This window comes from Vibrio sp. 1562, assembly GCF_033340155.1.
GTDB lineage: Bacteria > Pseudomonadota > Gammaproteobacteria > Enterobacterales > Vibrionaceae > Vibrio > Vibrio alginolyticus.
In genome coordinates this window covers 21,115-45,563 of sequence record NZ_JAWOVY010000010.1, presented here as the reverse complement: position 1 = coordinate 45,563, position 24,449 = coordinate 21,115, and the positions used below count along the sequence as shown (strand labels likewise).

At 45.8% G+C, this 24,449-nt stretch carries 21 protein-coding genes; 2 read left to right on the top strand and 19 right to left on the bottom strand.

The annotated features are described in order from the left end of the window. Window positions 1–35: 35 nt before the first annotated feature. From ispF to rlmD, 8 genes are all read right to left on the bottom strand, one after another. Window positions 36–512 (bottom strand): 2-C-methyl-D-erythritol 2,4-cyclodiphosphate synthase, encoded by a 477-nt coding sequence (gene ispF / locus R7Z49_RS12495; RefSeq protein WP_005380896.1) that lies wholly within the window; start codon window positions 510–512, stop codon window positions 36–38. Window positions 513–526: 14 nt separating this feature from the next. Then, a complete protein-coding gene (gene ispD, locus R7Z49_RS12490; protein WP_054701898.1) occupies window positions 527–1,234 on the bottom strand; it encodes a 2-C-methyl-D-erythritol 4-phosphate cytidylyltransferase in 708 nt (235 codons plus the stop codon). Between the two features lies 1 nt (window position 1,235). Then, a complete protein-coding gene (gene ftsB, locus R7Z49_RS12485; protein WP_005380907.1) occupies window positions 1,236–1,517 on the bottom strand; it encodes a cell division protein FtsB in 282 nt (93 codons plus the stop codon). A 402-nt stretch (window positions 1,518–1,919) separates the two neighbouring features. Continuing rightward, the gene (eno, locus tag R7Z49_RS12480; RefSeq protein ID WP_005383785.1) at window positions 1,920–3,221 is read right to left on the bottom strand and encodes a phosphopyruvate hydratase; all 1,302 of its coding nucleotides are present in this window, start codon (window positions 3,219–3,221) and stop codon (window positions 1,920–1,922) included. Window positions 3,222–3,299: 78 nt separating this feature from the next. Further along, the gene (locus R7Z49_RS12475; RefSeq protein ID WP_005380911.1) at window positions 3,300–4,940 is read right to left on the bottom strand and encodes a CTP synthase; all 1,641 of its coding nucleotides are present in this window, start codon (window positions 4,938–4,940) and stop codon (window positions 3,300–3,302) included. A gap of 204 nt (window positions 4,941–5,144) precedes the next feature. Further along, the gene (gene mazG, locus R7Z49_RS12470; protein ID WP_005383780.1) at window positions 5,145–5,948 is read right to left on the bottom strand and encodes a nucleoside triphosphate pyrophosphohydrolase; all 804 of its coding nucleotides are present in this window, start codon (window positions 5,946–5,948) and stop codon (window positions 5,145–5,147) included. A 349-nt stretch (window positions 5,949–6,297) separates the two neighbouring features. After that, a complete protein-coding gene (relA, locus tag R7Z49_RS12465; RefSeq protein ID WP_005380915.1) occupies window positions 6,298–8,517 on the bottom strand; it encodes a GTP diphosphokinase in 2,220 nt (739 codons plus the stop codon). A gap of 123 nt (window positions 8,518–8,640) precedes the next feature. Next, on the bottom strand, window positions 8,641–9,960 hold the full coding sequence (rlmD, locus tag R7Z49_RS12460; protein ID WP_318111700.1) for a 23S rRNA (uracil(1939)-C(5))-methyltransferase RlmD: 1,320 nt from the start codon (window positions 9,958–9,960) through the stop codon (window positions 8,641–8,643). A 192-nt stretch (window positions 9,961–10,152) separates the two neighbouring features. On the opposite strand from rlmD, the gene barA reads away from it, so the two are divergent. After that, entirely contained in the window at window positions 10,153–12,951 is a 2,799-nt protein-coding gene (barA, locus tag R7Z49_RS12455; RefSeq protein WP_005383774.1) for a two-component sensor histidine kinase BarA, read from the top strand. A 69-nt stretch (window positions 12,952–13,020) separates the two neighbouring features. Here the strand turns inward: barA and acpS are convergent, their stop codons facing one another. The 11 genes from acpS to rpoE form a co-directional block, all read right to left on the bottom strand. Next, a complete protein-coding gene (gene acpS / locus R7Z49_RS12450) occupies window positions 13,021–13,401 on the bottom strand; it encodes a holo-ACP synthase (RefSeq protein ID WP_012841407.1) in 381 nt (126 codons plus the stop codon). 10 nt (window positions 13,402–13,411) lie between these two features. Next, window positions 13,412–14,146 carry a pyridoxine 5'-phosphate synthase gene (gene pdxJ / locus R7Z49_RS12445; protein ID WP_005384579.1) on the bottom strand — a complete coding sequence of 245 codons (735 nt, stop codon included), beginning with the start codon at window positions 14,144–14,146 and terminating at the stop codon, window positions 13,412–13,414. Then, a complete protein-coding gene (gene recO, locus R7Z49_RS12440) occupies window positions 14,143–14,874 on the bottom strand; it encodes a DNA repair protein RecO (protein WP_005384578.1) in 732 nt (243 codons plus the stop codon). The genes pdxJ and recO overlap by 4 nt, the downstream gene beginning before the upstream one ends. Window positions 14,875–14,989: 115 nt before the next feature. After that, on the bottom strand, window positions 14,990–15,952 hold the full coding sequence (gene era / locus R7Z49_RS12435; RefSeq protein WP_005380931.1) for a GTPase Era: 963 nt from the start codon (window positions 15,950–15,952) through the stop codon (window positions 14,990–14,992). After that, window positions 15,945–16,622: a ribonuclease III gene (rnc, locus tag R7Z49_RS12430; protein WP_005380932.1), complete on the bottom strand. Its 678-nt coding sequence runs from the start codon at window positions 16,620–16,622 to the stop codon at window positions 15,945–15,947. Before rnc ends, era begins: the two co-directional genes overlap by 8 nt. Before the next feature lie 21 nt (window positions 16,623–16,643). After that, window positions 16,644–17,543 (bottom strand): signal peptidase I, encoded by a 900-nt coding sequence (lepB, locus tag R7Z49_RS12425; protein ID WP_005380933.1) that lies wholly within the window; start codon window positions 17,541–17,543, stop codon window positions 16,644–16,646. Window positions 17,544–17,647: 104 nt separating this feature from the next. Beyond that, the gene (lepA, locus tag R7Z49_RS12420; RefSeq protein WP_005380934.1) at window positions 17,648–19,441 is read right to left on the bottom strand and encodes a translation elongation factor 4; all 1,794 of its coding nucleotides are present in this window, start codon (window positions 19,439–19,441) and stop codon (window positions 17,648–17,650) included. A 158-nt stretch (window positions 19,442–19,599) separates the two neighbouring features. Further along, complete coding sequence (locus R7Z49_RS12415) at window positions 19,600–20,070, bottom strand: SoxR reducing system RseC family protein (RefSeq protein WP_005384575.1); 471 nt, start codon at window positions 20,068–20,070, stop codon at window positions 19,600–19,602. Between the two features lie 2 nt (window positions 20,071–20,072). Continuing rightward, on the bottom strand, window positions 20,073–21,032 hold the full coding sequence (gene rseB / locus R7Z49_RS12410; protein ID WP_005380941.1) for a sigma-E factor regulatory protein RseB: 960 nt from the start codon (window positions 21,030–21,032) through the stop codon (window positions 20,073–20,075). Continuing rightward, a complete protein-coding gene (locus tag R7Z49_RS12405) occupies window positions 21,029–21,655 on the bottom strand; it encodes a sigma-E factor negative regulatory protein (RefSeq protein WP_005380944.1) in 627 nt (208 codons plus the stop codon). Before R7Z49_RS12405 ends, rseB begins: the two co-directional genes overlap by 4 nt. Window positions 21,656–21,681: 26 nt before the next feature. After that, window positions 21,682–22,260, bottom strand: coding sequence for an RNA polymerase sigma factor RpoE (gene rpoE / locus R7Z49_RS12400; protein WP_005380946.1), 579 nt, complete (start codon window positions 22,258–22,260; stop codon window positions 21,682–21,684). Between the two features lie 554 nt (window positions 22,261–22,814). Here rpoE and nadB point away from each other — a divergent pair. After that, window positions 22,815–24,428, top strand: a complete 1,614-nt coding sequence (nadB, locus tag R7Z49_RS12395) for an L-aspartate oxidase (protein ID WP_005380947.1) — start codon at window positions 22,815–22,817, stop codon at window positions 24,426–24,428. The last annotated feature ends 21 nt before the right edge of the window (window positions 24,429–24,449 follow it).

Sequence of the window (24,449 nt, the reverse complement as noted above, 5' to 3'; positions counted from 1 at the left end):
CGCTGATATCACAGCTTAGAGGAGCAAATTGCTAGTTATTGCTTAAACAGAAGTACAACGGCTTCCGTTGCTATGCCTTCTTTGCGTCCAGTAAAACCGAGACGTTCTGTCGTCGTCGCTTTTACGTTAATGTTACTAATGTCGGTTTCTAGGTCTTCGGCTATCGCCGCACACATTGCGTCAATGTGTGGTGCCATTTTAGGCGCTTGTGCCATGATGGTTACATCAGCATTGCCAAGACGGTAGCCTTGCTCTTTAACTCGACGGTAAACGTCTTTCAGTAATTCACGACTGTTTGCGCCTTTCCATTTATCATCCGTATCTGGGAAATGACGACCAATATCGCCGGCAGCAATCGCGCCCAGCAGAGCATCCGTTAACGCATGCAACGCTACATCGCCATCTGAGTGAGCAATCAAACCTTGCTCATAAGGGATTGCTACACCACCAATAATGACTGGGCCTTCACCACCGAATTTATGTACATCGAAACCATGACCAATTCGAATCATTTTCTATCCTTTCTTTATTCGCCGCGCTCACGGCTTAGATAAAACTCGGCTAACGCAAGATCTTCTGGCTGAGTGATTTTTATATTGTTCGCATTCCCTTGAACTAAGGCTGGCTTCTCGCCTAACCATTCCAAAGCCGAGGCTTCATCAGTAATGGTTACACCCTGTTCTAATGCGTCAGCCAGTGCTTGAGTAAGCTGCTGAGTTTTAAACATTTGTGGAGTCAGTGCATGCCACAATGCTTCTCTATCTACCGTATGATCGATATCTTGCACTGCGTTTGCTCGCTTCATTGTATCTCTCACAGGAGATGCGAGAATGCCACCCGTTGAGTGGGCGCAGCAAACATCAATCAAACGGTCAATGTCGGATGTTAATACACATGGCCTTGCAGCGTCGTGAACTAATACCCACTCGCTTTCCAGATGCTCATTGACATAGTTTAGCCCTGATAACACAGAGTCTGCTCTTTCTTTACCACCAGCTACACGAATCACATCTGGGTGCTTAGCAACGGACAATTCTGGGTAATATGGGTCGCCGTCAGTAACGGCAACGACAACCTTAGAAATATTTGGGTGAGAAAGCAGTTTCTCTACGGTATGTTCCAGTACCGCTTTACCTTCGATCAATAAATATTGCTTAGGGCGATCTGCCTTCATTCTGCTACCCACACCAGCAGCAGGCACAATTGCGATATGCGATGAGTTCATATCCAACATTTTAATGGTTTTCCTCACCTATAATGCGGTAAAAAGTCTCGCCATCTTTAACTAAACCGAGCTCATGACGCGCACGTTCTTCAATCGCATCAAGACCTTGCCTTAAGTCATCAATCTCAGCGAACATTTCATTGTTGCGAGCTTGTAGCTTGCTGTTCACTTGTTGCTGAACTTCAATTTCATCTTTTACTGTGTAGTAGTCAGACACTCCGTTTTTACCAAACCATAGAGTGTATTGAAGCAAGCCAAACAGTAGCGTAAGGGCTATAACAAAGATTCGCATATCGCTGCTAACATTCTGTACCGGAAGGAATTAGATAAGGTGACATATATAGCATAAATGCGAGGTTGCCTCTAGGGGAGAAAGGGAGACTCACACGCTCCTTACAAGAAATAAGCAGCAAAATGAAACAAGCTCATAGGAAGCGCTCCTTACCCATGACCAAAGTAAGAGCCAAAAATACAAACTTATAAATACAAAAAAACCGCCGTAGCGATGGTTTCAAAAAGCTATTTAGCGAAACTTTACTCAATAAGAATTAAGCTTGACCTTTAACTTCTTTAAGACCGCTTCCTTGAAACATGGAGGAGCGCGCTCACTTAGCGCTTCCGTCATATAAAAAACGCCCCGCAAGTGCGAGGCGTTTTCAAAAGCTTTAAGTTAAGCGGTTAATTCAATTAAGAATTAAGCTTGACCTTTAACTTCTTTAAGACCGTTGAAAGGAGCGCGCTCACCTAGAGCTTCCTCGATACGGATTAGCTGGTTGTACTTAGCAACACGGTCAGAACGGCTCATAGAACCAGTTTTGATTTGACCTGCAGCTGTACCTACCGCTAGGTCAGCGATAGTTGCATCTTCAGTTTCGCCAGAACGGTGAGAGATTACTGCTGTGTAACCTGCGTCTTTAGCCATCTTGATTGCAGCTAGAGTCTCAGTTAGAGAACCGATTTGGTTGAACTTGATAAGGATAGAGTTAGCTACGCCTTTCTCGATACCTTCAGCAAGGATCTTAGTGTTAGTAACGAATAGATCGTCACCTACTAGTTGAAGCTTGTCACCTAGTAGTTCAGTTTGGTGCTTGAAGCCATCCCAGTCAGACTCGTCTAGACCGTCTTCGATAGAAACGATTGGGAATTGGTTAGCTAGCTCAGCTAGGTAGTGGTTGAACTCTTCAGAAGTGAAAGTTTTACCTTCGCCTTTCATGTTGTAGATGCCAGCTTCTTTGTCGAAGAACTCAGATGCAGCACAGTCCATAGCTAGAGTTACGTCTTTACCTAGTTCGTAACCAGCAGCTGCAACAGCTTCTGCGATAACTTCTAGAGCTTCAGCGTTAGATTTAAGGTTAGGAGCGAAACCACCTTCATCACCAACTGCAGTGCTGTAGCCTTTAGACTTAAGAACTTTAGCTAGGTTGTGGAATACTTCTGCACCGATACGTAGACCTTCTTTAAGAGTCTTAGCGCCAACTGGTTGGATCATGAACTCTTGGATGTCAACGTTGTTGTCTGCGTGCTCACCACCGTTGATGATGTTCATCATTGGTAGAGGCATAGAGAACTGACCTGCAGTGCCGTTTAGCTCAGCGATGTGCTCGTATAGAGGCATGCCTTTCGCAGCAGCAGCAGCTTTAGCGTTTGCTAGAGAAACAGCTAGGATAGCGTTAGCACCGAATTTAGATTTGTTTTCAGTGCCGTCTAGTTCGATCATTACTGCGTCGATTGCAGCTTGGTCTTTAGCGTCTTTGCCAACTAGAGCTTCAGCGATTGGGCCGTTTACAGCTTCAACTGCTTTAAGAACACCTTTACCTAGGAAACGTGCTTTGTCACCGTCACGTAGCTCAAGAGCTTCGCGAGAACCAGTAGATGCGCCAGATGGAGCTGCCGCCATACCTACGAAACCGCCTTCTAGGTGTACTTCAGCTTCTACAGTTGGGTTACCACGTGAGTCGATGATTTCACGACCTAGAACTTTAACGATCTTAGACATTAATGTTTCCTCTCGTTTCAAATATAAATGTCAATCTTAAAGGGCAGCAGCACAACCTTCGCCGCCGCCCGTATCCTTTTACTTCTCGAATTCGCCGCGTGCGTTTTGGCCCGCAGCCTTAACAAAACCTGCAAACAATGGATGTCCATCGCGAGGAGTCGAGGTGAATTCTGGGTGGAACTGAGCCGCTACAAACCATGGGTGAGCTGGGTTCTCAATCATTTCCACTAACTTCTTGTCCGCAGATAGACCTGATACTTTTAGGCCTGCTTTTTCGATTTGCGGACGAAGCACGTTATTCACTTCGTAACGGTGACGGTGACGTTCATGGATCGTCGCGCTACCGTACAGTTCACGAGCTTTAGTCCCTTTCTCTAGGTGACACAGCTGTGAACCAAGACGCATCGTACCGCCTAGGTCAGACTTTTCAGTACGCTCTTCTACGCTACCTGATTCGTCTACCCACTCTGTGATCAAACCTACCACAGGGTACTTAGTCTCTTTGTTAAATTCTGTTGAATGTGCACTTTCCATACCCGCAACGTTACGCGCGTATTCGATTAGTGCAACTTGCATACCCAAACAAATACCTAGGTAAGGCACGTTATTTTCACGTGCATATTGAGCCGCACGTATCTTGCCTTCAATACCACGATCGCCGAAGCCACCTGGTACTAGGATTGCGTCCAAACCTTCTAGAAGTTCAACGCCTTTTGTTTCGATATCTTGTGAGTCTACATACTTAATTGTGACGCTTAGGCGGTTTTTCAAGCCAGCGTGTTTAAGCGCTTCGTTCACAGATTTGTATGCATCTGGTAATTCAATGTATTTACCAACCATACCGATGGTTACTTCACCAGTAGGATTTGCTTCTTCGTAGATAACCTGTTCCCATTCAGAAAGGTCTGCTTCAGGAGCAGTAATACCAAAGCGAGCACACACAAGGTCATCTAGCCCTTGAGATTTAATCAACTGAGGGATCTTGTAGATAGAGTCTACATCCTTCATTGAAATTACTGCTTTTTCTGGAACATTACAGAACAGTGCGATTTTTTTACGCTCATTCGCAGGAATAACGCGATCGCTACGGCAAACTAGGATGTCTGGCTGAATACCGATAGATAGAAGTTCTTTTACTGAGTGTTGCGTCGGCTTAGTTTTCACTTCGCCCGCTGCCGCTAGGTAAGGAACAAGTGTTAGGTGCATGAACATTGCGCGCTCACGGCCTAGCTCAACAGCTAGCTGACGAATCGCTTCCATAAATGGTAGTGATTCGATATCACCAACAGTACCGCCAACTTCAACGATAGCCACATCATGGCCTTCAGAACCTGCAATAACGCGATCTTTGATTGCGTTAGTGATATGAGGGATAACTTGAATAGTTGCGCCTAGGTAGTCACCACGACGTTCTTTACGAAGTACGTCGGCATAAACACGACCTGCAGTGAAGTTGTTACGCTTGGTCATCTTGGTACGGATGAAACGCTCGTAGTGACCAAGGTCAAGGTCAGTCTCTGCGCCATCTTCTGTAACGAACACTTCACCGTGCTGAGTAGGGCTCATTGTGCCCGGGTCAACGTTGATGTAAGGGTCAAGCTTCATCATAGTCACTTTAAGACCACGAGCTTCTAGAATAGCCGCAAGAGATGCTGCTGCAATACCTTTACCTAGAGAGGATACAACCCCGCCAGTAACAAAAATGTAATTTGTCGTCATGTTTAACCTGAAATTGGTTGAATGAGGGAAATGGAGTGCTTCTGGACGGGAGATAAATATACCAGAAGCTCCTTACCGCCACAACGTGAAATCTATCACACCGTAATTTTTTATTTTTTGCTTCAAATCAAAGTGAGCAAAGACAACCCAAAGTCCGTTTCGTGTAACCAAACAAGCTGACCTTATATTATGTATTCTGCCAGTTTACCTCTGCCTCGATTCTTCTTGTTTTACTTCATCCCAAAAATGGTCAAGTTCTGATAAAGAACAATCTGTAAGTACTTTGCCTGACTGCTGGACCTTGCCTTCAACTTGTTTAAAACGTCGCGCAAACTTTACGTTTGCTTTTCCTAGCGCGACTTCTGGGTTTTTATCAAGGTGGCGAGCCAAATTGACAGTCGCAAATAGCAAATCACCGAGCTCCAACTCAACTTTCTCTTCATCGGGCTGAACTTGCAGTGCCTCTTCCATGACTTCGTCAATTTCTTCTCGTACTTTATCGACAACCGGGCCAAGTGAATCCCAATCAAACCCAAATTTTGCACATTTTTTCTGAATTTTTGTAGCACGAGAAAGTGCCGGTAAAGAGTTTGGTATTGAGTCTAGGATACTTTCTTCCGCTTTGCCTACTAGGGCTTTTTCTTTTGCTTTTTCCGCTTCCCAGTTCGCGTTAATTTCCTCGTCAGATTCAAACTCAACATCTGAAAAAACATGCGGGTGGCGACGAGTCAGTTTTTCGTTCACGGTTTCGACGACATCCGAAAAGTCGAACAGCTCTTGCTCTTTCGCTAGCTGACTGTAAAAAATCACCTGAAACAACAAATCCCCTAGCTCTTCTTTTAGATTGGGCCAATCTCGATTTTGAATCGCGTCCACCACCTCGTAGGTTTCTTCTATTGTATGCGGAACGATGGTGTCAAAGGTTTGTTTTAAGTCCCAAGGGCAACCGTTTTCGGGGTCACGCAGCTTCGCCATGATTTGTTCTAACTGTTCAATTGGATGACTCATTTTTTGTTCCTTTAAACCTTTCTATTAAAGAAAAAGGTGAGCAGCCAAAACCACTCACCTTCTACATTATATTTTCTCAGCAGCTTTCACTAAGTAATTGTTACTTTGACAAGGCAACAAGTTTTCGCGACTCCTGAGCATAGCCTACTATGTGATGCCCCTGAGCCGGCACGTCGGAATAAGTGCAGCTAACGCAGATAAAAAGCCAAATATGACGCAAGTGTAACTCTGTAAATAGTTGAAGTTGTAGCTAGGCGACAAACAAACGAGACTCCTGAGCATGGTTCACCATGTGATGGAGCGAGTGCGTGCAGTCAACAACGCTACAACGATAACTATGACGAGAGTTTTAGCCGAGGCGTTTCACCGTCATGACATCCTTGATCTGTTCCACACGTTTCGAAACCCGCGAAAGCACCTCAATATTGGTGACTTCTAGGTCAAAGTCCATGATGGCAAGTTGACGTCTGTAGTCGACTCGGTTCTTCATACTGGTCACTTTGATCTTTTCGTTGGCGAACAGTGTCGTAATGTCTTTGAGTAGACCACCTCGCTCCATCGCTTCAACACGCACGGTGAGGATGTATGACCCCACAAAGCCGCTGCCCCAGACTGTATCGATGATGCGCTCTGGCGCATGATGGCGCAGTTCTTCTAGCTGTTCACAGTCACTACGGTGTACTGAAATCCCACGACCTTGCGTTATGTAACCAGAGATATCGTCACCTGGAATTGGCTGACAGCAACGTGCTAGATGTGTCATTAGGTTATCGACGCCTTCTACTACAACTGCGTCTTTTTTCGGTCGGCTTTGCGCGGGTGATTTATGCTCAGCTTCTTGCAGTTTTTCCAGTGCTTGCTGATCTTCTTCCTCTGCCGTTGGCTTGTTAACTAACGCGTTGATATGGTTAATTATTTGGTTGATACGCAAATCACCGCTACCTACACCAACATACAATTCATCTGGTGTTTTGACGTTAAACCGCTTGAGGGCGTAATGCTCTGCATCTTTTAACGTTGCGCCAATTTTGGCTAACTCATGCTCAAGGATTTCACGACCTGCTTCAAGGTTCTTCTCACGGCTTTGTTTTCGGAACCAGGCGTTAATTTTGGCACGCGCACGACCAGAATGAACGAAGCCTAATGATGGGTTTAACCAGTCACGTGATGGGTTAGGTTCTTTCTGAGTGATAATCTCGACTTGGTCACCCATATGTAATTTATGCGTGAACGGCACAATACGACCTCCGACTTTGGCACCGATACAACGGTGTCCCACTTCGGAGTGAATGTGATAGGCAAAATCTAGCGGCGTTGCCCCCATTGGCAAATCGACAACATCACCACGTGGTGTAAAGGCATAAACACGGTCATCAAAGACTTGGCTACGCAGCTCATCGAGCATTTCGCCAGAGTCAGACATTTCTTCTTGCCAATCCAATAGCTTACGCAGCCACGTAATCTTCTCATCATAACCGCTTCGGCTGCTTGCCCCTTCTTTATATTTCCAGTGCGCTGCAACCCCCAGTTCCGACTCTTCATGCATTTGCTTGGTACGAATCTGGATCTCGATGGTTTTGCCTTCTGGCCCTAGAATTACTGTATGGATCGATTGATAACCGTTTGGTTTAGGGTTAGCAACGTAGTCATCAAACTCGCTCGGTAGATGCTTGTATTTGGTGTGAACTACGCCTAAAGCCGCGTAACAGTCTTGCAGTTTGTCTGCGATGATACGTACTGCTCGAACATCAAACAGCTCATCGAATGCCAAACTCTTCTTCTGCATTTTTCGCCAAATGCTGTAGATGTGCTTAGGTCGACCACTCACTTCGGCATTGATGCCCGACACTTCCATTTCGTGCGTGAGGTCTTCAACAAAGTCTTTGATGTACTGTTCACGAACGATGCGTCGCTCAGAAAGCTGCTTGGCAATTTGTTTGTAAGTTTCCGGCTGTTGGTAGCGGAAAGCGTAATCTTCAATTTCCCATTTCAGCTGACCGATGCCTAATCGGTTTGCTAGCGGCGCATAGATGTTGGCACACTCTTTTGCCGCCGCACGTCGAACTTCATCAGGCGCTTTTTTAACTTCAATAAGGTTACAAATTCGCTCCGCAAGCTTGATAACCACGCAGCGGAAGTCATCCACCATGGCAAGCAGCATGCGGCGTACGTTATCTACCTGAGATGACGCTGCACTGCCTTCCATGTTGACGTTGAGTTGGCCAATAGCAGCCATTTCTTCAACGCCGTCGATTAATTTTATGATTTCTTTGCTGTATTTCTCTTCCAGAATTTCTCTGTTAAAAGCACCACTTGAAACCAAAGGAAACAGTTGAGCAGCCACTAAAGTGGCTTGATCCATAGACAAGGTGATCAAAATTTCGATCATTTCTCGTCCACGCCACAACAACAGCTCCGCTTGCTCGTTATCAGCTAATACCGTCTGGCAATCTCGATATACTTCGATTAAGCGTGAGGCTGTGTTTTTCTCTTGTCCTAGGCTAGCCACCCAGTTTTCGAGTTCAAACTGTTCATCTTGGTTTAAATGCGCGCTTCTTACCGCAACCATCTCATCATCCTAATTATTATATTCGTGTGGTTTGACTAACACCGTCCAGGTTAGTTCTTTTTACCGCGCGTACACGCTGGCTTTATGACCACCCACCACAAATAAGGGGTCAAAGTCCTAAAGTTAGGACTTTTCAAACAATGCCATCGATTCTAGATGACTGGTATGAGGGAACATGTCCAGCATACCTAATTTCGTTAATTTATAGCCTTGCTCTATCAAGCTTTGACTATCCCTAGCAAGGGTAGCAGGATTACAAGAAACATAAACTACACGCTGTGCGCCAAGCTCAGAAACTTGATCGATGATCCCACTCGCTCCCGCGCGTGCTGGGTCTAATAATACTTTATCAAACCGCTCTGCGGCCCAGGCTTGGCCTTCAAAATCTTGCTCAAGGTTAGCGTGATAAAATTGCGCGTTATTAATTTGGTTCAAAGATGCATTGTTTGTGGCTTTTTCTACCATCTCTGCAACACCCTCTACTCCAACCACGTACTTAGCTAATTTCGCAACTGGTAAACTAAAGTTGCCTAAGCCACAGAACAAATCTAACACTCGGTCACTCTTTTGTGGGTCTAACCACTCAACCGCTTGTTTGACCATTTGTTGGTTTACACCTTGGTTTACTTGAATAAAGTTATTTGGTGCAAAAGGGATTTTCACTCCAACTTCTTGATAAAAAGGCATATCGCCTTCGATAAGGTCTAATTGTTCTGTCGATGGCATTAAGTACAACGATGCGCCATGACGTTTTGCCAACTCCGTTAGAGCTTGAGTTTCACTCGTTGTCAGAGCGCTCAAGTGGCGCAGCGTAATACACGGACCATTATCACCAAGTACCAGCTCTACATGACCCAATTGTTCCGGCTTTTTGAACGCTTTTAGGGCTGAGTAAATCTCTGGCAGCAAAACATTCAGTTCCGGTGCCAGCACTGGGCAATCGGTCACTTGCGCAATTTGCTTACTCTGCTTTTTACGGAAACCAAAATGTAGCTGACGTGTTTTTTTATCAACAAACAAGCTCACTCTCGCACGGCGACGGTAGGCCTGCGAATATCCCAATAACGGGGCATCTAGTTCAATGTCACTGCCTGAAAATTTTCGCATTAGCTGACGCAACGTTTGCTGTTTGTACGTCAATTGTTGGTCATAATCTAGATGCTGCAAATCACAGCCACCGCACTCATTATAATGTGGGCAAAATGGCTCCACACGAGCTTCACTCGGCTTAAGGATTTTAATCAACTTACCGCGAGCGTATTTGCTCTTTTCTTCCACCAATTGAGTGACCACCTCCTCACCCGGCAGTGCTCCATCAATAAACAATGGCTTCTTTTTGAGGTAAGCAATGCCTGCGCCGTGGTGATCTAAACGCTCTACTTGCACTGCTTGGTGCCGAGTATTGAGTTGGGTTTTCTTTTTCGGTTGAAAGATGCGTGCCATGCTCTATGCCTGATTTATGTGTAATTGCTCTTCGGCTTCACTATTCTTGATTGCAGCCGTTGTGTGATTCGAGTGACTTGATTATGCTTACCGTTTATTCGGTGACGTCACTTCTTTGCTCAAGGCTTTATCGTGCGCTTGAGAAATAATGCGTTATTTTCCCATATCCAGACTCCGATGTAATTAGATAACATGACCAGATATGGCTTACGAGCACGTGTAATTACACTAACTCTCGCTCCCACTCTCATTATTGGTTTATTACTGAGCGGCTTTTTCTCATTTAACCGCTACCAAGACCTTGAGAAACAAGTTATCACCACTGGTAACAGCATTATTGAGCCGCTGGCGATTGCCAGTGAAACTCATCTACTATCAGAAAGCCGAGAGGCGGTACGTCGCTTGATAAGCTACGCGCACCGTAAAAACTCCAAACTGGTTCGTAGTATCGCGGTATTTGATGAACATCATGAGCTCTTTGTAACCTCTAACTTTCATCCTAATTTTGAAGCCTTGATGTTTCCCAAAGATAAACCGATCCCGCAACTGGGTAATTCGGAAATCTACGAAAACTCACTGATATTGCGTGTCCCCATTTTGTCAGAAGGTCACTACTTAGCGGAGTTGTCGAACGAAAGCCAAGGCACAAAAGCGATTGGTTACATCGCCGTCGAGTTAGATCTCTCCTCCTTGAGGCTGCAACAGTATCAAGAAGTCTTCTCTGCGTTTTTAGTTCTGGTTCTCGGTCTTGGCTTAGCAAGTGTGTTTGCTTCACGTCTAATGCACGATGTGACCCAACCTATCACCCACATGAAGAATGTCGTTGACCGCATTCGCCGCGGTCATCTGGATGTGCGTATCGAAGGCAAAATGCACGGGGAGTTAGACCAGCTAAAAAATGGCATCAACGCCATGGCGGTATCGTTATCAGAATATCACGTGGAGATGCAGCACAGTATAGACCAAGCCACGTCCGACTTACGTGAAACGCTTGAGCAGCTAGAAATTCAGAACGTTGAGCTGGATATCGCGAAGAAACGCGCGCAAGAAGCGGCCAGGGTTAAGTCAGAGTTCTTGGCAAACATGTCGCACGAGCTGCGTACTCCGCTCAATGGGGTGATTGGCTTTACTCGTCAAATGCTTAAAACGCAGCTTTCTAACAGCCAAACGGATTACCTACAGACGATTGAGAAATCGGCGAACAACCTGCTGAATATCATCAATGACATTCTCGACTTCTCGAAACTTGAAGCGGGTAAGCTGGCGCTGGAAAACATTCCTTTTGATTTCCGAGAAAGTTTAGAAGAGGTAATTAACCTACAAGCCACAAGTGCACATGAGAAAGGGTTAGAAATCACCCTAAAAGTGGACCCTAAAATTCCACCGGGTTTAGTTGGGGATCCACTACGTATTCAGCAAATTTTGACGAACTTAGTCGGTAACTCAATCAAGTTTACCGAGCGAGGCAACATTGATGTTAGCGTAGAAATGCGCTCTCAATCAGGAGACTCCGTCGAACTGCAATTCATGGTGCGTGATACCGGTATTGGTATCTCTGAGCGTCAGCAAGCGCAGTTGTTCCAAGCCTTTAGCCAAGCAGATGCAAGTATTTCACGTCGTTACGGCGGTACTGGCCTTGGTCTGGTCATCACTCAGAAACTGGTGAGCCAGATGGGCGGCGAAATCAGTTTAACCAGCCGTCTACACCAAGGTTCAACCTTCTGGTTTACGGTGCGCTTGCACTCAACCGAGATGCCAATGAGCGAACTGATTGAAGTGGAACTTCTGACTGGGAAGCAGTTACTGCTGATTGAACCAAACATGCAAGCCGCATCCGTAACCCAACAGATTCTGAGTCAGGAGGGTATTTTAGTAACATACCGCTCTTCGCTACCAAACAACGAAGAACAATATGATTATGTATTGTTGAATTTAGCGGCCAACCAGACTCACGATGCGGAAGTTATTACACCTTGGATAGAACAAGCGAAACGTATGGCTCCGAGTGTTCTTCTAGGGACACCGAGTACCGAATTGGCGCTTGCGGACCAAATAATGACAGAGCATCACGTCCAGTGCCTGACGAAGCCATTGTCTCGCCGTAAGTTGCTACAAAGCCTGATTAGCGAACATGTAGAATCGCCACCTGTATTAAGCGCTCCAATTACGCCAAGCGAAGGGGACCGTTTACCTCTGACTGTACTAGCAGTGGATGACAACCCTGCAAACTTGAAGCTGATCTCTGCACTGCTCCGCGAACGAGTAGAAACCGTCACCGCCTGTAGCAATGGCCAGCAAGCGGTGAACCTGGCGACAGAGAAAAAGTACGATTTAATCTTTATGGATATCCAAATGCCACAAATGGATGGGGTGACCGCTTGTAAGCACATTAAAGAGTTGGAGTTAAATAAAGACACGCCAGTGATTGCTGTAACGGCGCATGCCATGGCAGGGGAACGAGACCGCTTGCTCTCAGCAGGAATGGATGACTACTTGACCAAACCTATTGAAGAGCATGTGCTGCAACAGGTTTTGGTTCACTGGAACCCAAATGCTTGTACAGAGAGCATTGGCAAAGTCGCCCCTTCATACGTTGATGAACCTGAAGGAAGCGCACCACAACCCGTTTCTTCGCCTCAGCAGGATGTGATTATTGATTGGCAAGCAGCCTTAAAACAGAGCGCGAATAAAGAGGATCTCGCTAAAGACATGCTGCGCATGTTGATTGAGTTCATCCCTGAAGTAGAAGCAGTCGTTGACCAAGCTCTGGAGCAAGAAGATATCTCCCGTGATGACCTAATTCATGTCATCCATAAGCTGCACGGCAGTAGTTCATATTGTGGCGTTCCAAGACTGAAGTCACTCTGTGCGACGCTTGAGCAAGCACTGCGCTCAGGGGTCAGTCTTGAGGAAGTTGAGCCTGAAATGTTCGAGCTGCAAGATGAAATGATTAAAGTAACAACAACCGCAAAGTTATACCTTGAACAGTGATCTATTGAAGAGAAACAAAAGCCAGAGCAAATGCTCTGGCTTTTTAGTATTTTGTTTAAGACTTACAAGCTAGGATTCAAAAATAACCGTCGCCACAGCGTAATGACGCTCATCGGAAATGGACAGGTGAATGTGGTTAACGCCCATCGCATCCGCTATTTGCTTGGCTGTGCCCGTCAATGCGAGCACTGGTTTTCCAAGCGCATCGTTCGAGATGGAAAAATCGTGAAACGTGACCCCTTTTGCTATCCCCGTTCCCAATGCTTTTGAGGCCGCTTCTTTGACTGCAAAGCGCTTAGCAAGATAACGACCTTGCAGCTTAAGCTGTGAGAATTTGGCCATTTCTTCTTCTGAAAGAATCCGCTGAGCAAAAGGTTCACCACTACGAGCTAACGCTTTTTCAATACGCTCAATTTCTGCAATGTCGGTCCCTAACCCTATAATCGCCATCTAGATAGCCCTATGACTGGCGAGCCTCAATCATCAGTGCTTTCATGTCAGCAACCGCTTTATTTAAACCATCAAATACTGCGCGACCAATGATTGAGTGACCAATGTTAAGTTCGTAAATTTCTGGTAATGCAGCAATTGGTGCGACATTGTGATAAGTCAGGCCATGCCCGGCATTAACAATAATACCTAGATCATGTGCATAACTCGCACCAGCGGCAATCTTCTTCAGTTCAGCTTGTTGTTCGTCTTCTGTCGTCGCATCTGCATAATGGCCAGTATGTAGCTCAATAAACGGAGCGCCACACTTTTTCGCAGCTTCAATCTGTTGACGGTCAGCATCAATAAAGAGCGAAACTTTAATGCCTGCATCTGTCAGCTTTTTCGTCGCAGCTTTAATTTTTTCAAGCTGCCCTACAACATCTAAGCCACCTTCCGTCGTCAGTTCTTCACGCTTTTCAGGCACTAGACACACAAACTCTGGTTTAGTTTGCAGCGCAATCTCAACCATTTCGTCCGTCACTGCCATCTCTAGATTCATACGCGTTTGAATGGTTTCACGCAGAATACGTACATCACGATCCAAAATATGGCGACGGTCTTCACGTAAGTGGATAGTGATACCGTCCGCGCCTGCACGCTCTGCAATTTCAGCAGCGTGAACAGGATCTGGGTATTTTGTACCACGTGCATTACGTAGAGTGGCAATATGGTCGATATTGACGCCTAAATAAATTGAGCTCATTTTCCGTTACTCCGTGCTCTGGGGGTCTGAATGAAAAATTCACGACTTTTTAAAGGTTTGCCGCCAAGATACGGCTTTAAGGCTATACGTGTAAAGCGTTTTGCCGCTTTTAGCTGCTCTTTAGTGACGAACCGCCGCTCACTGATAGCAATCAGTTCATTCCCTAAAAACGTGAGGTTATCGCGCCTAACCGAAGCAATAAACCCTTTCTGTTCCCGGTAACGATAGGTCATTTCTGGGTCGACGGGCTCGCCGGTACCTGCACAATGCAAAAAATCCACGCCATACCCCATAGCAGACAGCAAGGCTAACTCAAAACGACGCAGTGCAGGCTCAGGGTTCTCGTTGTGCGCCAACTCGGTTAACGCATGCAAATAATCATGAAATAGTGCTGGCATCGGCACTTCAGCCATCAAAATACGGCCAATCAGTTCATTGACGTACATGGCTGAGTAGAGATTAATGCCCGTTAACGGCAAACCTAGACTTATCGGCTCGGCTTGACGCAAAGTTTTCATCGAGCCTTTCCCCGACCATTTAAGTAATAGCGGGGTAAAAGGTTGCAATGCGCCTTTTAAGTTCGAACGCTTACTGCGCGCGCCTTTGGCCATTAAAGTCATTCGGCCATATTCCTCACTAAATACATCAAGGATTAAGCTCGATTCACTGTAAGGGCGTCGGTGCAATACAAAACAGCGCTGTAAACCTTCGGAAGACAGATTACTCATCTAAGTCATTGTGCCTAAAAAGTGTGAAATAAAAAATAAGGAGCCGAGCGGCTCCTTATTTTAATCGATACTGATTTTTCATCGATGTTGGAGCGAAGCACCTTCGCAGCCAAGATTATAAATCGTCTATATAACCCAACGAACGCAACGCTCGTTCGTCGTCTGCCCAGCCAGATTTCACTTTTACCCAGGTTTCTAGGTAAACTTTACGACCGAACAATTCTTCCATATCCAAACGCGCTTCGCGACCAATGGTTTTAATCTTCTCGCCGCCTTTGCCAATCACCATTTTCTTCTGACCATTACGCTCAACAAGAATCAAGGCATTGATGTGGAAACCGTCGGTTTCGGGGTTGTAATCAAAACGTTCAATTTCAACCGTTACTGAGTATGGCAGCTCTTCACCAGTAAAGCGCATCAGCTTTTCACGCACAATCTCAGACGCCATAAAACGCTGAGAACGGTCAGTCACGTATTCTTCTGGGAAGTGATGCGTTGCTTTAGGTAAGTGATTACGCACGTGCTTACGCAGTACGTCAATGTTCTTACCTTGCTTGGCAGAGATTGGCACAACATCCACGAAGTCCATCTTCTTCGACATCTCCGCCATGTGTAGCATCACGTCGTTACGATCTTGTACGTTGTCGACTTTGTTTACACAAAGCACAACTGGGAAGTTCGATTTTTGAAGTTTGGTCAGCACCATCTCATCGTCTTTAGTCCAATGCGTACCATCGACTAAGAAGAACACAAGGTTTACATCACTCAATGACGAGTTAGCTGCACGGTTCATCAAACGGTTGATCGCACGCTTTTCTTCAATGTGAAGTCCAGGCGTGTCGACGTAAATCGCTTGGTAATCGCCGTCCGTATCCACACCCATAATACGGTGGCGTGTCGTTTGCGGCTTACGAGAGGTGATCGAAATCTTCTGACCCAAAATCTTGTTCAAAAGTGTCGACTTACCTACGTTTGGACGACCAACAATAGCAATAAAGCCACAGTGTTGGTTTTCTGGCGAGCTTGGCTCACCTTGTGATGCGAAAAACGCATCGATATCGAATTCGTTATCAGCCATTTGTTAATTGCTCAAGTGCTGTTTCAGCAGCCGCTTGTTCTGCCTTGCGGCGGCTGGTGCCTTTACCGATTACAGGCTTATCCACACCTGCTACTTCGCACTCAACCGTGAACTCTTGGTTGTGCGCTTCACCTTTAATATTAGTCACTGTGTAGACAGGCAGCGGTTTTCTTCTGCCTTGTAGGAACTCTTGTAGGCGAGTTTTCGGATCTTTCTGTGAAACGCCTGGTTTAATGGCTTCAAGGCGTGACTGATACCAACTCAGTACAATGCCTCGCACAACTTCAAGATCACTGTCTAGGTAAATTGCGCCAATAATGGCTTCAACCGCATCGGCTAAAATAGAGTCTCGGCGAAAACCGCCACTCTTCAATTCACCTGGACCTAATTTTAAATAATCTCCTAGATCGAATTCACGACCCAGTTCCGCCAATGTATGTCCGCGAACCAAAGTAGCACGCATGCGGCTCATGTCACCTTCGTTCACTTTTGGGAAACGATGGTACAGATCATCAGCGATGACAAAACTTAAAATTGAATCGCCCAGAAACTCAAGACGTTCATTGTGCTTACTGTTGGCGCTGCGGTGCGTCAGCGCCAAATTGATAAGCCCGGCATCTTGAAACTGGTAGCCGAGCTTTCTCTCTAGTTTATCAATTGGAGAATTCATACTCTCTCGATATTTGAATGGTTAGTGAATGCCACCGATGCGGTTAAAACGCACACCAGTTGGAATCCATGAAGGTAGAACACTATCTGCGCCACGATCAAACTCGAAGCTGATCCAGATCGCGACAGCTTTACCGACTAAGTTTGCTTCTGGAACAAAGCCCCAGTAACGGCTGTCAGCACTGTTGTCACGGTTATCACCCATCACAAAATACTGACCTTGTGGTACAACCCACTCTGTCGTGCCGCTGCGTGGGAAATATTGCTCCACGCGGTTACGCACAAGAGGGTTAACCAAAATATTGTGCTCAACGTTACCCAATTTTTCATCCAGTTGGATCATTGGAATACCGTTCGAGCTAAACTGACTTTCTTCAACATTGCTCAGTTTAACTGGCTTACATGCCGATTCGCCTTGGCTTTGCACGCAAAGCTGCTTATCACTTGAATAACGCACGATATCACCAGGTAAACCAACTACACGCTTAATGTAGTCCACACTTGGTTGTGGTGGGTATTTGAAGACCACGATATCACCACGCTCAGGCTTACCAGTTTCCACTAGCTGAGTACGCCATACTGGGTCTTTTAGACCGTACGCGTACTTCTCAACTAAAATGAAATCGCCAACCAGCAAGGTAGGCATCATTGAGCCTGATGGGATTTGAAATGGTTCGTAGATAAAAGAACGTAATACTAAAACGAACGCGATCACAGGGAAAATAGAGACGCTATTTTCAACCCACCAAGGCTGACGCTCAACTTTTTGCAAGGTCACTGCATCCAAACCATTAGACGTCTGAGCTTGAATCTCAGCCAGTTTTTCCTGACGCTTTTTCGCGAAAACCAGCTTTTCCAATAGCCAAACCACGCCAGTTACCAAAGTCGCAATAACCAACATCAGTGAGAATGTATTCGCCATTAAATTCCCTTATCTAAAAATACGAAAGTGAAAGAGCCGAAACCCTTTCACTTATTTTAATATCTAACGTCTTAAGACCGACAAGTGTGAGACAAAGTTCAACTTTAGTCTTTACCTACGTGAAGGATGGCTAGGAACGCTTCTTGAGGCAGCTCAACGTTACCGATCTGCTTCATGCGTTTCTTACCTTCTTTCTGTTTCTTCAGAAGTTTCTTCTTACGACTTACGTCACCGCCGTAACATTTCGCAATAACGTTCTTACGCAACTGTTTTACCGTTGAACGAGCGATAATGTGGTTACCAATTGCCGCTTGGATTGCGATATCAAACATTTGGCGAGGGATGAATTCTTTCATCTTCTCTACCAACTGACGACCGCGAGTCTGAGACTGATCTTTGTGTGTGATCATCGCTAATGCATCAACAGTGTCACCGTTAAGAAGAACGTCTACACGTACCATGTTCGAAGCTTCAAAACGCTGGAAGTTGTAATCCAAAGATGCGTAACCGCGTGATGTTGATTTCAGACGATCGAAGAAATCCAGTACCACTTCAGCCATTGGAATATCGTAAGTCACAGCGACTTGGTTACCGTGGTAAACCATATCAACTTGACTGCCTCGCTTTTCAACACACAGTGTGATTACGTTACCTAGGTACTCTGAAGGCACAAGGATGTTACAACGCGCAATCGGTTCACGAATTTCTTCAATGTCATTGATCGCTGGTAGTTTTGCTGGGCTATCAACATACAGCAGATCGCCATCCGTCTTCTCAACTTCGTAAACTACCGTTGGTGCTGTGGTAATAAGATCCAAGTCGTATTCACGCTCTAGACGCTCTTGGATGATTTCCATGTGCAACATGCCAAGGAAACCACAACGGAAACCAAAGCCAAGTGCCGCAGAGTTTTCTGGCTCGTAGAATAGCGATGCGTCGTTGAGGCTTAGTTTGCCTAGTGCGTCACGGAAGTTTTCGTAATCGTCGGAAGATACAGGGAACAGACCTGCGTAAACCTGAGGTTTAACTTTCTTAAAGCCAGGTAGCGGTTTATCACAACCATTCTTCGCTAGAGTCAGCGTATCACCAACAGGGGCACCAAGAATGTCTTTGATACCACAAACAACCCAACCTACTTCACCAGTACGAAGGGTATCGGTATCTACTTGTTTTGGCGTAAAGATACCAAGGCGGTCTACACCCCAAACTTGGCCCGTACTCATCACTTTGATCTTATCGTTCTTCTTCAGTTCGCCGTTTTTAATACGCACTAGAGAAACAACGCCAAGGTAGTTATCAAACCATGAGTCAATGATCAGCGCTTGTAGTGGCGCATCTGGATCACCTTCCGGAGCAGGGATCGCTGACACAATGTTCTCTAGAACGTCATCAACACCGATGCCTGTCTTCGCAGAACAGCGGGTTGCTTCCATTGCATCGATACCAACGATTTCTTCAATTTCTTCCGCTACACGCTCAGGATCGGCTGCTGGTAGGTCAATCTTGTTCAAGATTGGCACAACCTCTAGATCCATTTCGATCGCGGTGTAACAGTTAGCCAGTGTTTGAGCTTCAACACCTTGACCCGCATCCACAACCAATAGCGCACCTTCACAAGCCGCTAGAGAACGTGATACTTCATATGCAAAGTCAACGTGCCCCGGAGTATCGATGAAGTTCAGCTGATACGTCTCACCGTCTTTAGCGGTGTAGTTTAGCGTCACACTCTGAGATTTGATGGTGATGCCACGCTCACGTTCAAGATCCATAGAATCCAGAACCTGTGCGGCCATTTCACGATCGGTTAACCCGCCACAAACTTGGATTAGACGGTCTGATAGGGTCGACTTACCATGGTCGATGTGGGCGATAATCGAAAAGTTACGAATGTGCTTCATAGATTTAGGGTGACTAACTCTTTACAAATAGGGACAGTAAGAAACGCCATCTACTGACGGCATTTCAATCAAGTTGGCAGATTCTACCGAATTTCGTTAACGGGCGCACGTAATTTAAAGTACATACCCAAATAACCTTTAGTGGAGGGGGACAGCACTTACTGGATTGGCTCTCCAAGTACCCGAACGAGGGTAACTTGGCGCTTGGATTCATCTTCTAAAGGACGAGAAACACGTTTTGCGATCCACATTCCACCAGCGGCAAACAATACCGATGCCAATATGATGATGCCTTCCCCGCCGGCTGTCAGCGGCGCTAATAGGAAGTGACCAAACATCGCACCGATAATCAAACCAAACAATGGCAGTAAATAAACCGCCATTGCTGATTTTATTAGGCTCGACTCAGGAAAACCAATCTCGACGACTTGACCTATTTTCACCGATTTATCCGTGCGCAGGTGCCAAGATAAACTCTTGTTACCAATGGCTTTAGTAACAACGCCCGTTCCACAGCTTTTCTGTGAAGAGCAACTACTGCAACTGGTCTGCTGTTCGCAACTTAAATCAATTTCGTATTGCTTGCCGCGACGATGCACGTCTGTCACGGTAGCCAACGCGGTCATCATTGTTATTTACTCTTTGTTACATTAAATGTGACAGATTGGGCTATACGCTGTGCTGTGGTCGGTGGAATGTCTCCTACAACAGAGATTTCATGTTGACCGCTCACAAAACTGTGTAGCGTTCTTCTGCCTTGGCGAACCAACTGCCCTTTTAACGAATGCTCATCTTTGTTTGCCACGTAAACAGAGAAGCTAAACAGACCATCAGAATACAGCTGGCTCTCCACCATTTGATTAGTAACGGCCATTCGATAGCGGTTGAGCTCGTTCGGCTCGAAACCCTCAGGGATCCAACCAACCTGCCAATTACTGGTCCCAATATCGCCTTTTGGCATGGTGAGAACAGCAGGTAATTGAACATCTTGCAGGCCACTCATTAACTCTGCGATTTTTGGATTTACCGTGTAAGAAATAGTGCGATATTGTTCAAGCATCTCACCATCGCGGTCCACAAGGTCGGCACGTAACGGCAATTTACTCTTCTCATCGATCCATAGTACGTATGAATAGCGCAGACCGTCTTTAGGAACAATACGCAGCACTTGTGTTGCCACACCAGCTTCACGAGCTCTACCCACTTTTACATAGTCGTAATACAAGTTTAGCTCATCGATATTGGTGTTGAGCATAGGCATAGTCGGAGCGACCATTTTACCTGACTCGATGGTGAACGGTTCTAAACCCGTTTCGATGTAACTTACTTCAGTTCCGCGACGAATCACTTCACGCACGGGGCCACTTAAGTAGACAAGGTGAGCATATTGATCGTCACCATGCGTGGCATGACGATACAGCAACGGCTCAATGCTGTTCTTTTTGATAAGGATATAAGAGAGTTCGTAACTTAAATTCTTACTCGCCTCGCTCATTTGATGCAATAAAGCCTCCGCTGGCTTATCACCAGCAAAGGCTTGAGAAGACATCATACTGAACAGAGCGCAAGCGCTGATCAGAAATTTTTTCATTCAATATCCGGATTCAGATTTGCATCTTGTTGAGATGCATCACTGTTAATTCGTAACTGCAATTCGTAGTCTCGCAGCATAGCATGAACACGCTTGCGCTGCTCTTGCATATTTGCCTCGCCTACAGAACGTTCTACAGACTCACGAGTCAAACTCACTGGTTCTGCGCTGCCAGCAAACGGAACCGTCTGCAATACAGGTAATTGATCTGTTTGCGGCGACATTGAATCGCTACCACCGTACTGCTGTACACCTAAAATAACAACAAGCGATACACATGCAGCAACAGCAACTTGACCAAACTGCGTCAACCAACCTGGCAACTGACGTTTTGCTTTTTGCGGTTCTGGTTGCGACTCTTTTGGCGTATCCGCAATTGAGATAACATTTGCACTGTGCGAATCAAACGCACGGTGTGCAGGTTCATCTTCTAACGCTAACGCCACGCTTTCAGCAATATTCCACTCAGGTTTTGCTGGCGCTTCACCTCGCATCACATCACCAATCAGGTGATAGTTCTGCCAAGCATCACGGCTCTCTTGGTCTTGCTCTAACTCTTGAATTAAAGCCTTATCGACCAATTCTCCATCCATGAGAGCTGAAAGTTTTTCTTTGTCAGCCATTATTTTCACCATAGTTATTACTTGTACTAGCGTTGCAAAAGAGGTCTGATTTTCTTTTCCACCGCCTCACGAGCACGGAAGATACGCGATCGTACCGTTCCTACCGGGCAATCCATCACTTCTGCAATTTCTTCATAACTCAAGCCATCGAGCTCTCGTAATGTCATTGCGGTTTTTAAATCTTCAGGTAAAGCTTCGATTGCACTGAACACCACCCGTTGCAATTCTTTGGACAACGTTAAGTTCTCAGGGTTCGATATTTCTTTAAGTGCACTACCTGTTTCGTAAAATTCAGCATCTTCAGCATCGACATCTGTCGCTGGAGGTCTACGCCCTTGAGCAACAATGTGATTTTTCGCAGTATTCACTGCAATGCGATACAGCCACGTATAAAACGCACTTTCCCCACGAAAGCTAGGGATAGCTCGGTAAGCTTTAATAAACGCTTCTTGTGCTACATCTGGTACATCGCCAGGATTACTAACGTATCTGGAAATAAGATTACATACCTTATTCTGGTACTTTGTTACCAACAGGTTGAATGCTTGCTTATCGCCATTCTGAACTCGCTCAATCAATACTTGATCGGTCAGCTGCTCGTTCATTCGAGCGGATACTCCTATTTGTTATGCCCCTACTCTTCTCAGATATGGGTACTAATTATGCAAAACGTAGTATTGACACCACTGCTTACTTGAGCACTATTGTGACCCTAACGTGAATGAGAAAGTTCCATGGTTTCTCAAGTTTTTTGTCATTGTTTTTTCACAATGTGATGTCTGTACCCAAATGACCACCGCTGCCTGACTTTAGTCTAAGTTTGACAAGCGAGCATCTTGGAGGGAAATGGGTATAATGAATGATCTCTGTCCCAGATTGTGCTGGGTCGGGCATGGAAAAGCAATGGCATTGACAAACTATTACTTTTCATTTGCATGGCTAATGGCTATCTGAACACCGCGTTACAAATTATAACTTAGGAAGCATGCTCATGCTCTGCATGAAAAAGAAGAGTGGCTCAGTCACCGCCGTAACACGGACGTCGATAGGTCTCCCAACTTAGCCCTTAGCGACAGATGTCGCGATAATGGAATGCACATGGTGTGCAAATAATACACAAGGTAACTTTGTTACCTTAGCTTGGGATTATAAAAGTTATATGAACACAAATCGTGAACATGAGTGTGATGTATTAGTGGTAGGGAGTGGCGCGGCAGGTTTGTCGTTGGCTTTGCGCGTTGCTAACCACTGTAAGGTGATGGTGCTGAGTAAAGGACCACGCAGCGAAGGGGCAACCTACTATGCTCAAGGCGGTATCGCTGCCGTATTTGATGAGTCAGACACCATTGATTCACACGTTGAAGACACGCAAATCGCCGGGGATGGTATTTGCGATGAGGAGACCGTAAGGTTCATTGCTGAGCATTCAAAAGAGTGTGTACAGTGGTTGATTGACGGTGGTGTCCCATTTGATCGTGAAGAAGATGACTCTGACGATGAACCTCGCTACCACTTAACTCGTGAAGGTGGTCATAGCCGTCGTCGTATTCTTCACGCGGCAGATGCGACAGGTATGGCGATGCAAACCTCCCTGCAAGATAACGCTCATAACCATCCAAACATTCATGTTCTCGAACGTCACAATGCTCTGGACTTAATCACCGAAGACAAAATTGGCGGTGATAAAAACAAAGTTATCGGTGCTTATATTTGGAACCGCAACGAAGAGCATGTCGAAACCGTGCGAGCCAAATTTGTGGTTCTCGCTACAGGTGGTGCTTCAAAGGTTTATCAATACACCTCTAACCCAGATGTGTCGTCTGGTGATGGTATTGCGATTGCTTGGCGTGCAGGGTGTCGTGTGGCGAATATGGAATTTAACCAGTTCCACCCTACGTGTTTATATCACCCAGAAGCACGTAACTTCTTGCTGACTGAAGCGTTGCGTGGCGAAGGTGCTTACCTGCGTCGTCCAGATGGCTCTCGCTTTATGCCGGATTTCGATGAACGTAAAGAGCTTGCTCCGCGTGACGTCGTGGCTCGTGCTATCGACTTCGAAATGAAGCGTTTAGGTGCCGACTGTATGTATCTCGACATCAGCCATAAGCCTGCTGACTTTATTACGAAACACTTCCCAACCATTTATTCACGTTTGATGGACTTGGGCATTGACATGACTAAAGAGCCAATCCCAATCGTACCTGCTGCACACTACACTTGTGGCGGTGTCATGGTGGATAGAAATGGCTGCACCGATCTGAAAAATTTGTATGCGATTGGTGAAGTTAGCTACACCGGGCTGCATGGTGCTAACCGCATGGCATCAAACTCACTTCTCGAATGCGTGGTTTATGCTTGGTCTGCGGCAAAAGATATTCTAAAACATCACACTAACGTTGAGCTACCTTCACAGGTGCCATGTTGGGATGAAAGCAAAGTAACCAATAGTGATGAAGAAGTGATCATTCAGCACAACTGGCACGAGCTTCGTCTGTTTATGTGGGACTACATGGGCATTGTGCGAACTGACAAGCGTTTAGAGCGCGCCTTACGCCGTATCCAACTGTTGCAACAAGAAACACACGAGTACTACAGCAATTTCCGAGTGTCGAACAACTTATTAGAACTGCGTAACCTTTTACAAGTAGCAGAGTTGATGGTTCGTTGTGCGATGCAGCGTAAAGAGAGTCGAGGTTTGCACTACACGCTTGACTATCCGAACCAACTGGAAAACAGCGGCCCAACGATTTTGGTTCCAGCTAAACAGCTTTAACTTTACCAAGTAAACTATTAC

What these genes read in the sequence shown, in the direction of transcription:
- ispF (WP_005380896.1), bottom strand. Translation starts at nt 512, where the DNA reads ATGATTCGAATTGGTCATGGTTTCGATGTACATAAATTCGGTGGTGAA.
- ispD (WP_054701898.1), bottom strand. Translation starts at nt 1,234, where the DNA reads ATGTTGGATATGAACTCATCGCATATCGCAATTGTGCCTGCTGCTGGT.
- ftsB (WP_005380907.1), bottom strand. Translation starts at nt 1,517, where the DNA reads ATGCGAATCTTTGTTATAGCCCTTACGCTACTGTTTGGCTTGCTTCAA.
- eno (WP_005383785.1), bottom strand. Translation starts at nt 3,221, where the DNA reads ATGTCTAAGATCGTTAAAGTTCTAGGTCGTGAAATCATCGACTCACGT.
- R7Z49_RS12475 (WP_005380911.1), bottom strand. Translation starts at nt 4,940, where the DNA reads ATGACGACAAATTACATTTTTGTTACTGGCGGGGTTGTATCCTCTCTA.
- mazG (WP_005383780.1), bottom strand. Translation starts at nt 5,948, where the DNA reads ATGAGTCATCCAATTGAACAGTTAGAACAAATCATGGCGAAGCTGCGT.
- relA (WP_005380915.1), bottom strand. Translation starts at nt 8,517, where the DNA reads ATGGTTGCGGTAAGAAGCGCGCATTTAAACCAAGATGAACAGTTTGAA.
- rlmD (WP_318111700.1), bottom strand. Translation starts at nt 9,960, where the DNA reads ATGGCACGCATCTTTCAACCGAAAAAGAAAACCCAACTCAATACTCGG.
- barA (WP_005383774.1), top strand. Translation starts at nt 10,153, where the DNA reads ATGACCAGATATGGCTTACGAGCACGTGTAATTACACTAACTCTCGCT.
- acpS (WP_012841407.1), bottom strand. Translation starts at nt 13,401, where the DNA reads ATGGCGATTATAGGGTTAGGGACCGACATTGCAGAAATTGAGCGTATT.
- pdxJ (WP_005384579.1), bottom strand. Translation starts at nt 14,146, where the DNA reads ATGAGCTCAATTTATTTAGGCGTCAATATCGACCATATTGCCACTCTA.
- recO (WP_005384578.1), bottom strand. Translation starts at nt 14,874, where the DNA reads ATGAGTAATCTGTCTTCCGAAGGTTTACAGCGCTGTTTTGTATTGCAC.
- era (WP_005380931.1), bottom strand. Translation starts at nt 15,952, where the DNA reads ATGGCTGATAACGAATTCGATATCGATGCGTTTTTCGCATCACAAGGT.
- rnc (WP_005380932.1), bottom strand. Translation starts at nt 16,622, where the DNA reads ATGAATTCTCCAATTGATAAACTAGAGAGAAAGCTCGGCTACCAGTTT.
- lepB (WP_005380933.1), bottom strand. Translation starts at nt 17,543, where the DNA reads ATGGCGAATACATTCTCACTGATGTTGGTTATTGCGACTTTGGTAACT.
- lepA (WP_005380934.1), bottom strand. Translation starts at nt 19,441, where the DNA reads ATGAAGCACATTCGTAACTTTTCGATTATCGCCCACATCGACCATGGT.
- R7Z49_RS12415 (WP_005384575.1), bottom strand. Translation starts at nt 20,070, where the DNA reads ATGATGACCGCGTTGGCTACCGTGACAGACGTGCATCGTCGCGGCAAG.
- rseB (WP_005380941.1), bottom strand. Translation starts at nt 21,032, where the DNA reads ATGAAAAAATTTCTGATCAGCGCTTGCGCTCTGTTCAGTATGATGTCT.
- R7Z49_RS12405 (WP_005380944.1), bottom strand. Translation starts at nt 21,655, where the DNA reads ATGGCTGACAAAGAAAAACTTTCAGCTCTCATGGATGGAGAATTGGTC.
- rpoE (WP_005380946.1), bottom strand. Translation starts at nt 22,260, where the DNA reads ATGAACGAGCAGCTGACCGATCAAGTATTGATTGAGCGAGTTCAGAAT.
- nadB (WP_005380947.1), top strand. Translation starts at nt 22,815, where the DNA reads ATGAACACAAATCGTGAACATGAGTGTGATGTATTAGTGGTAGGGAGT.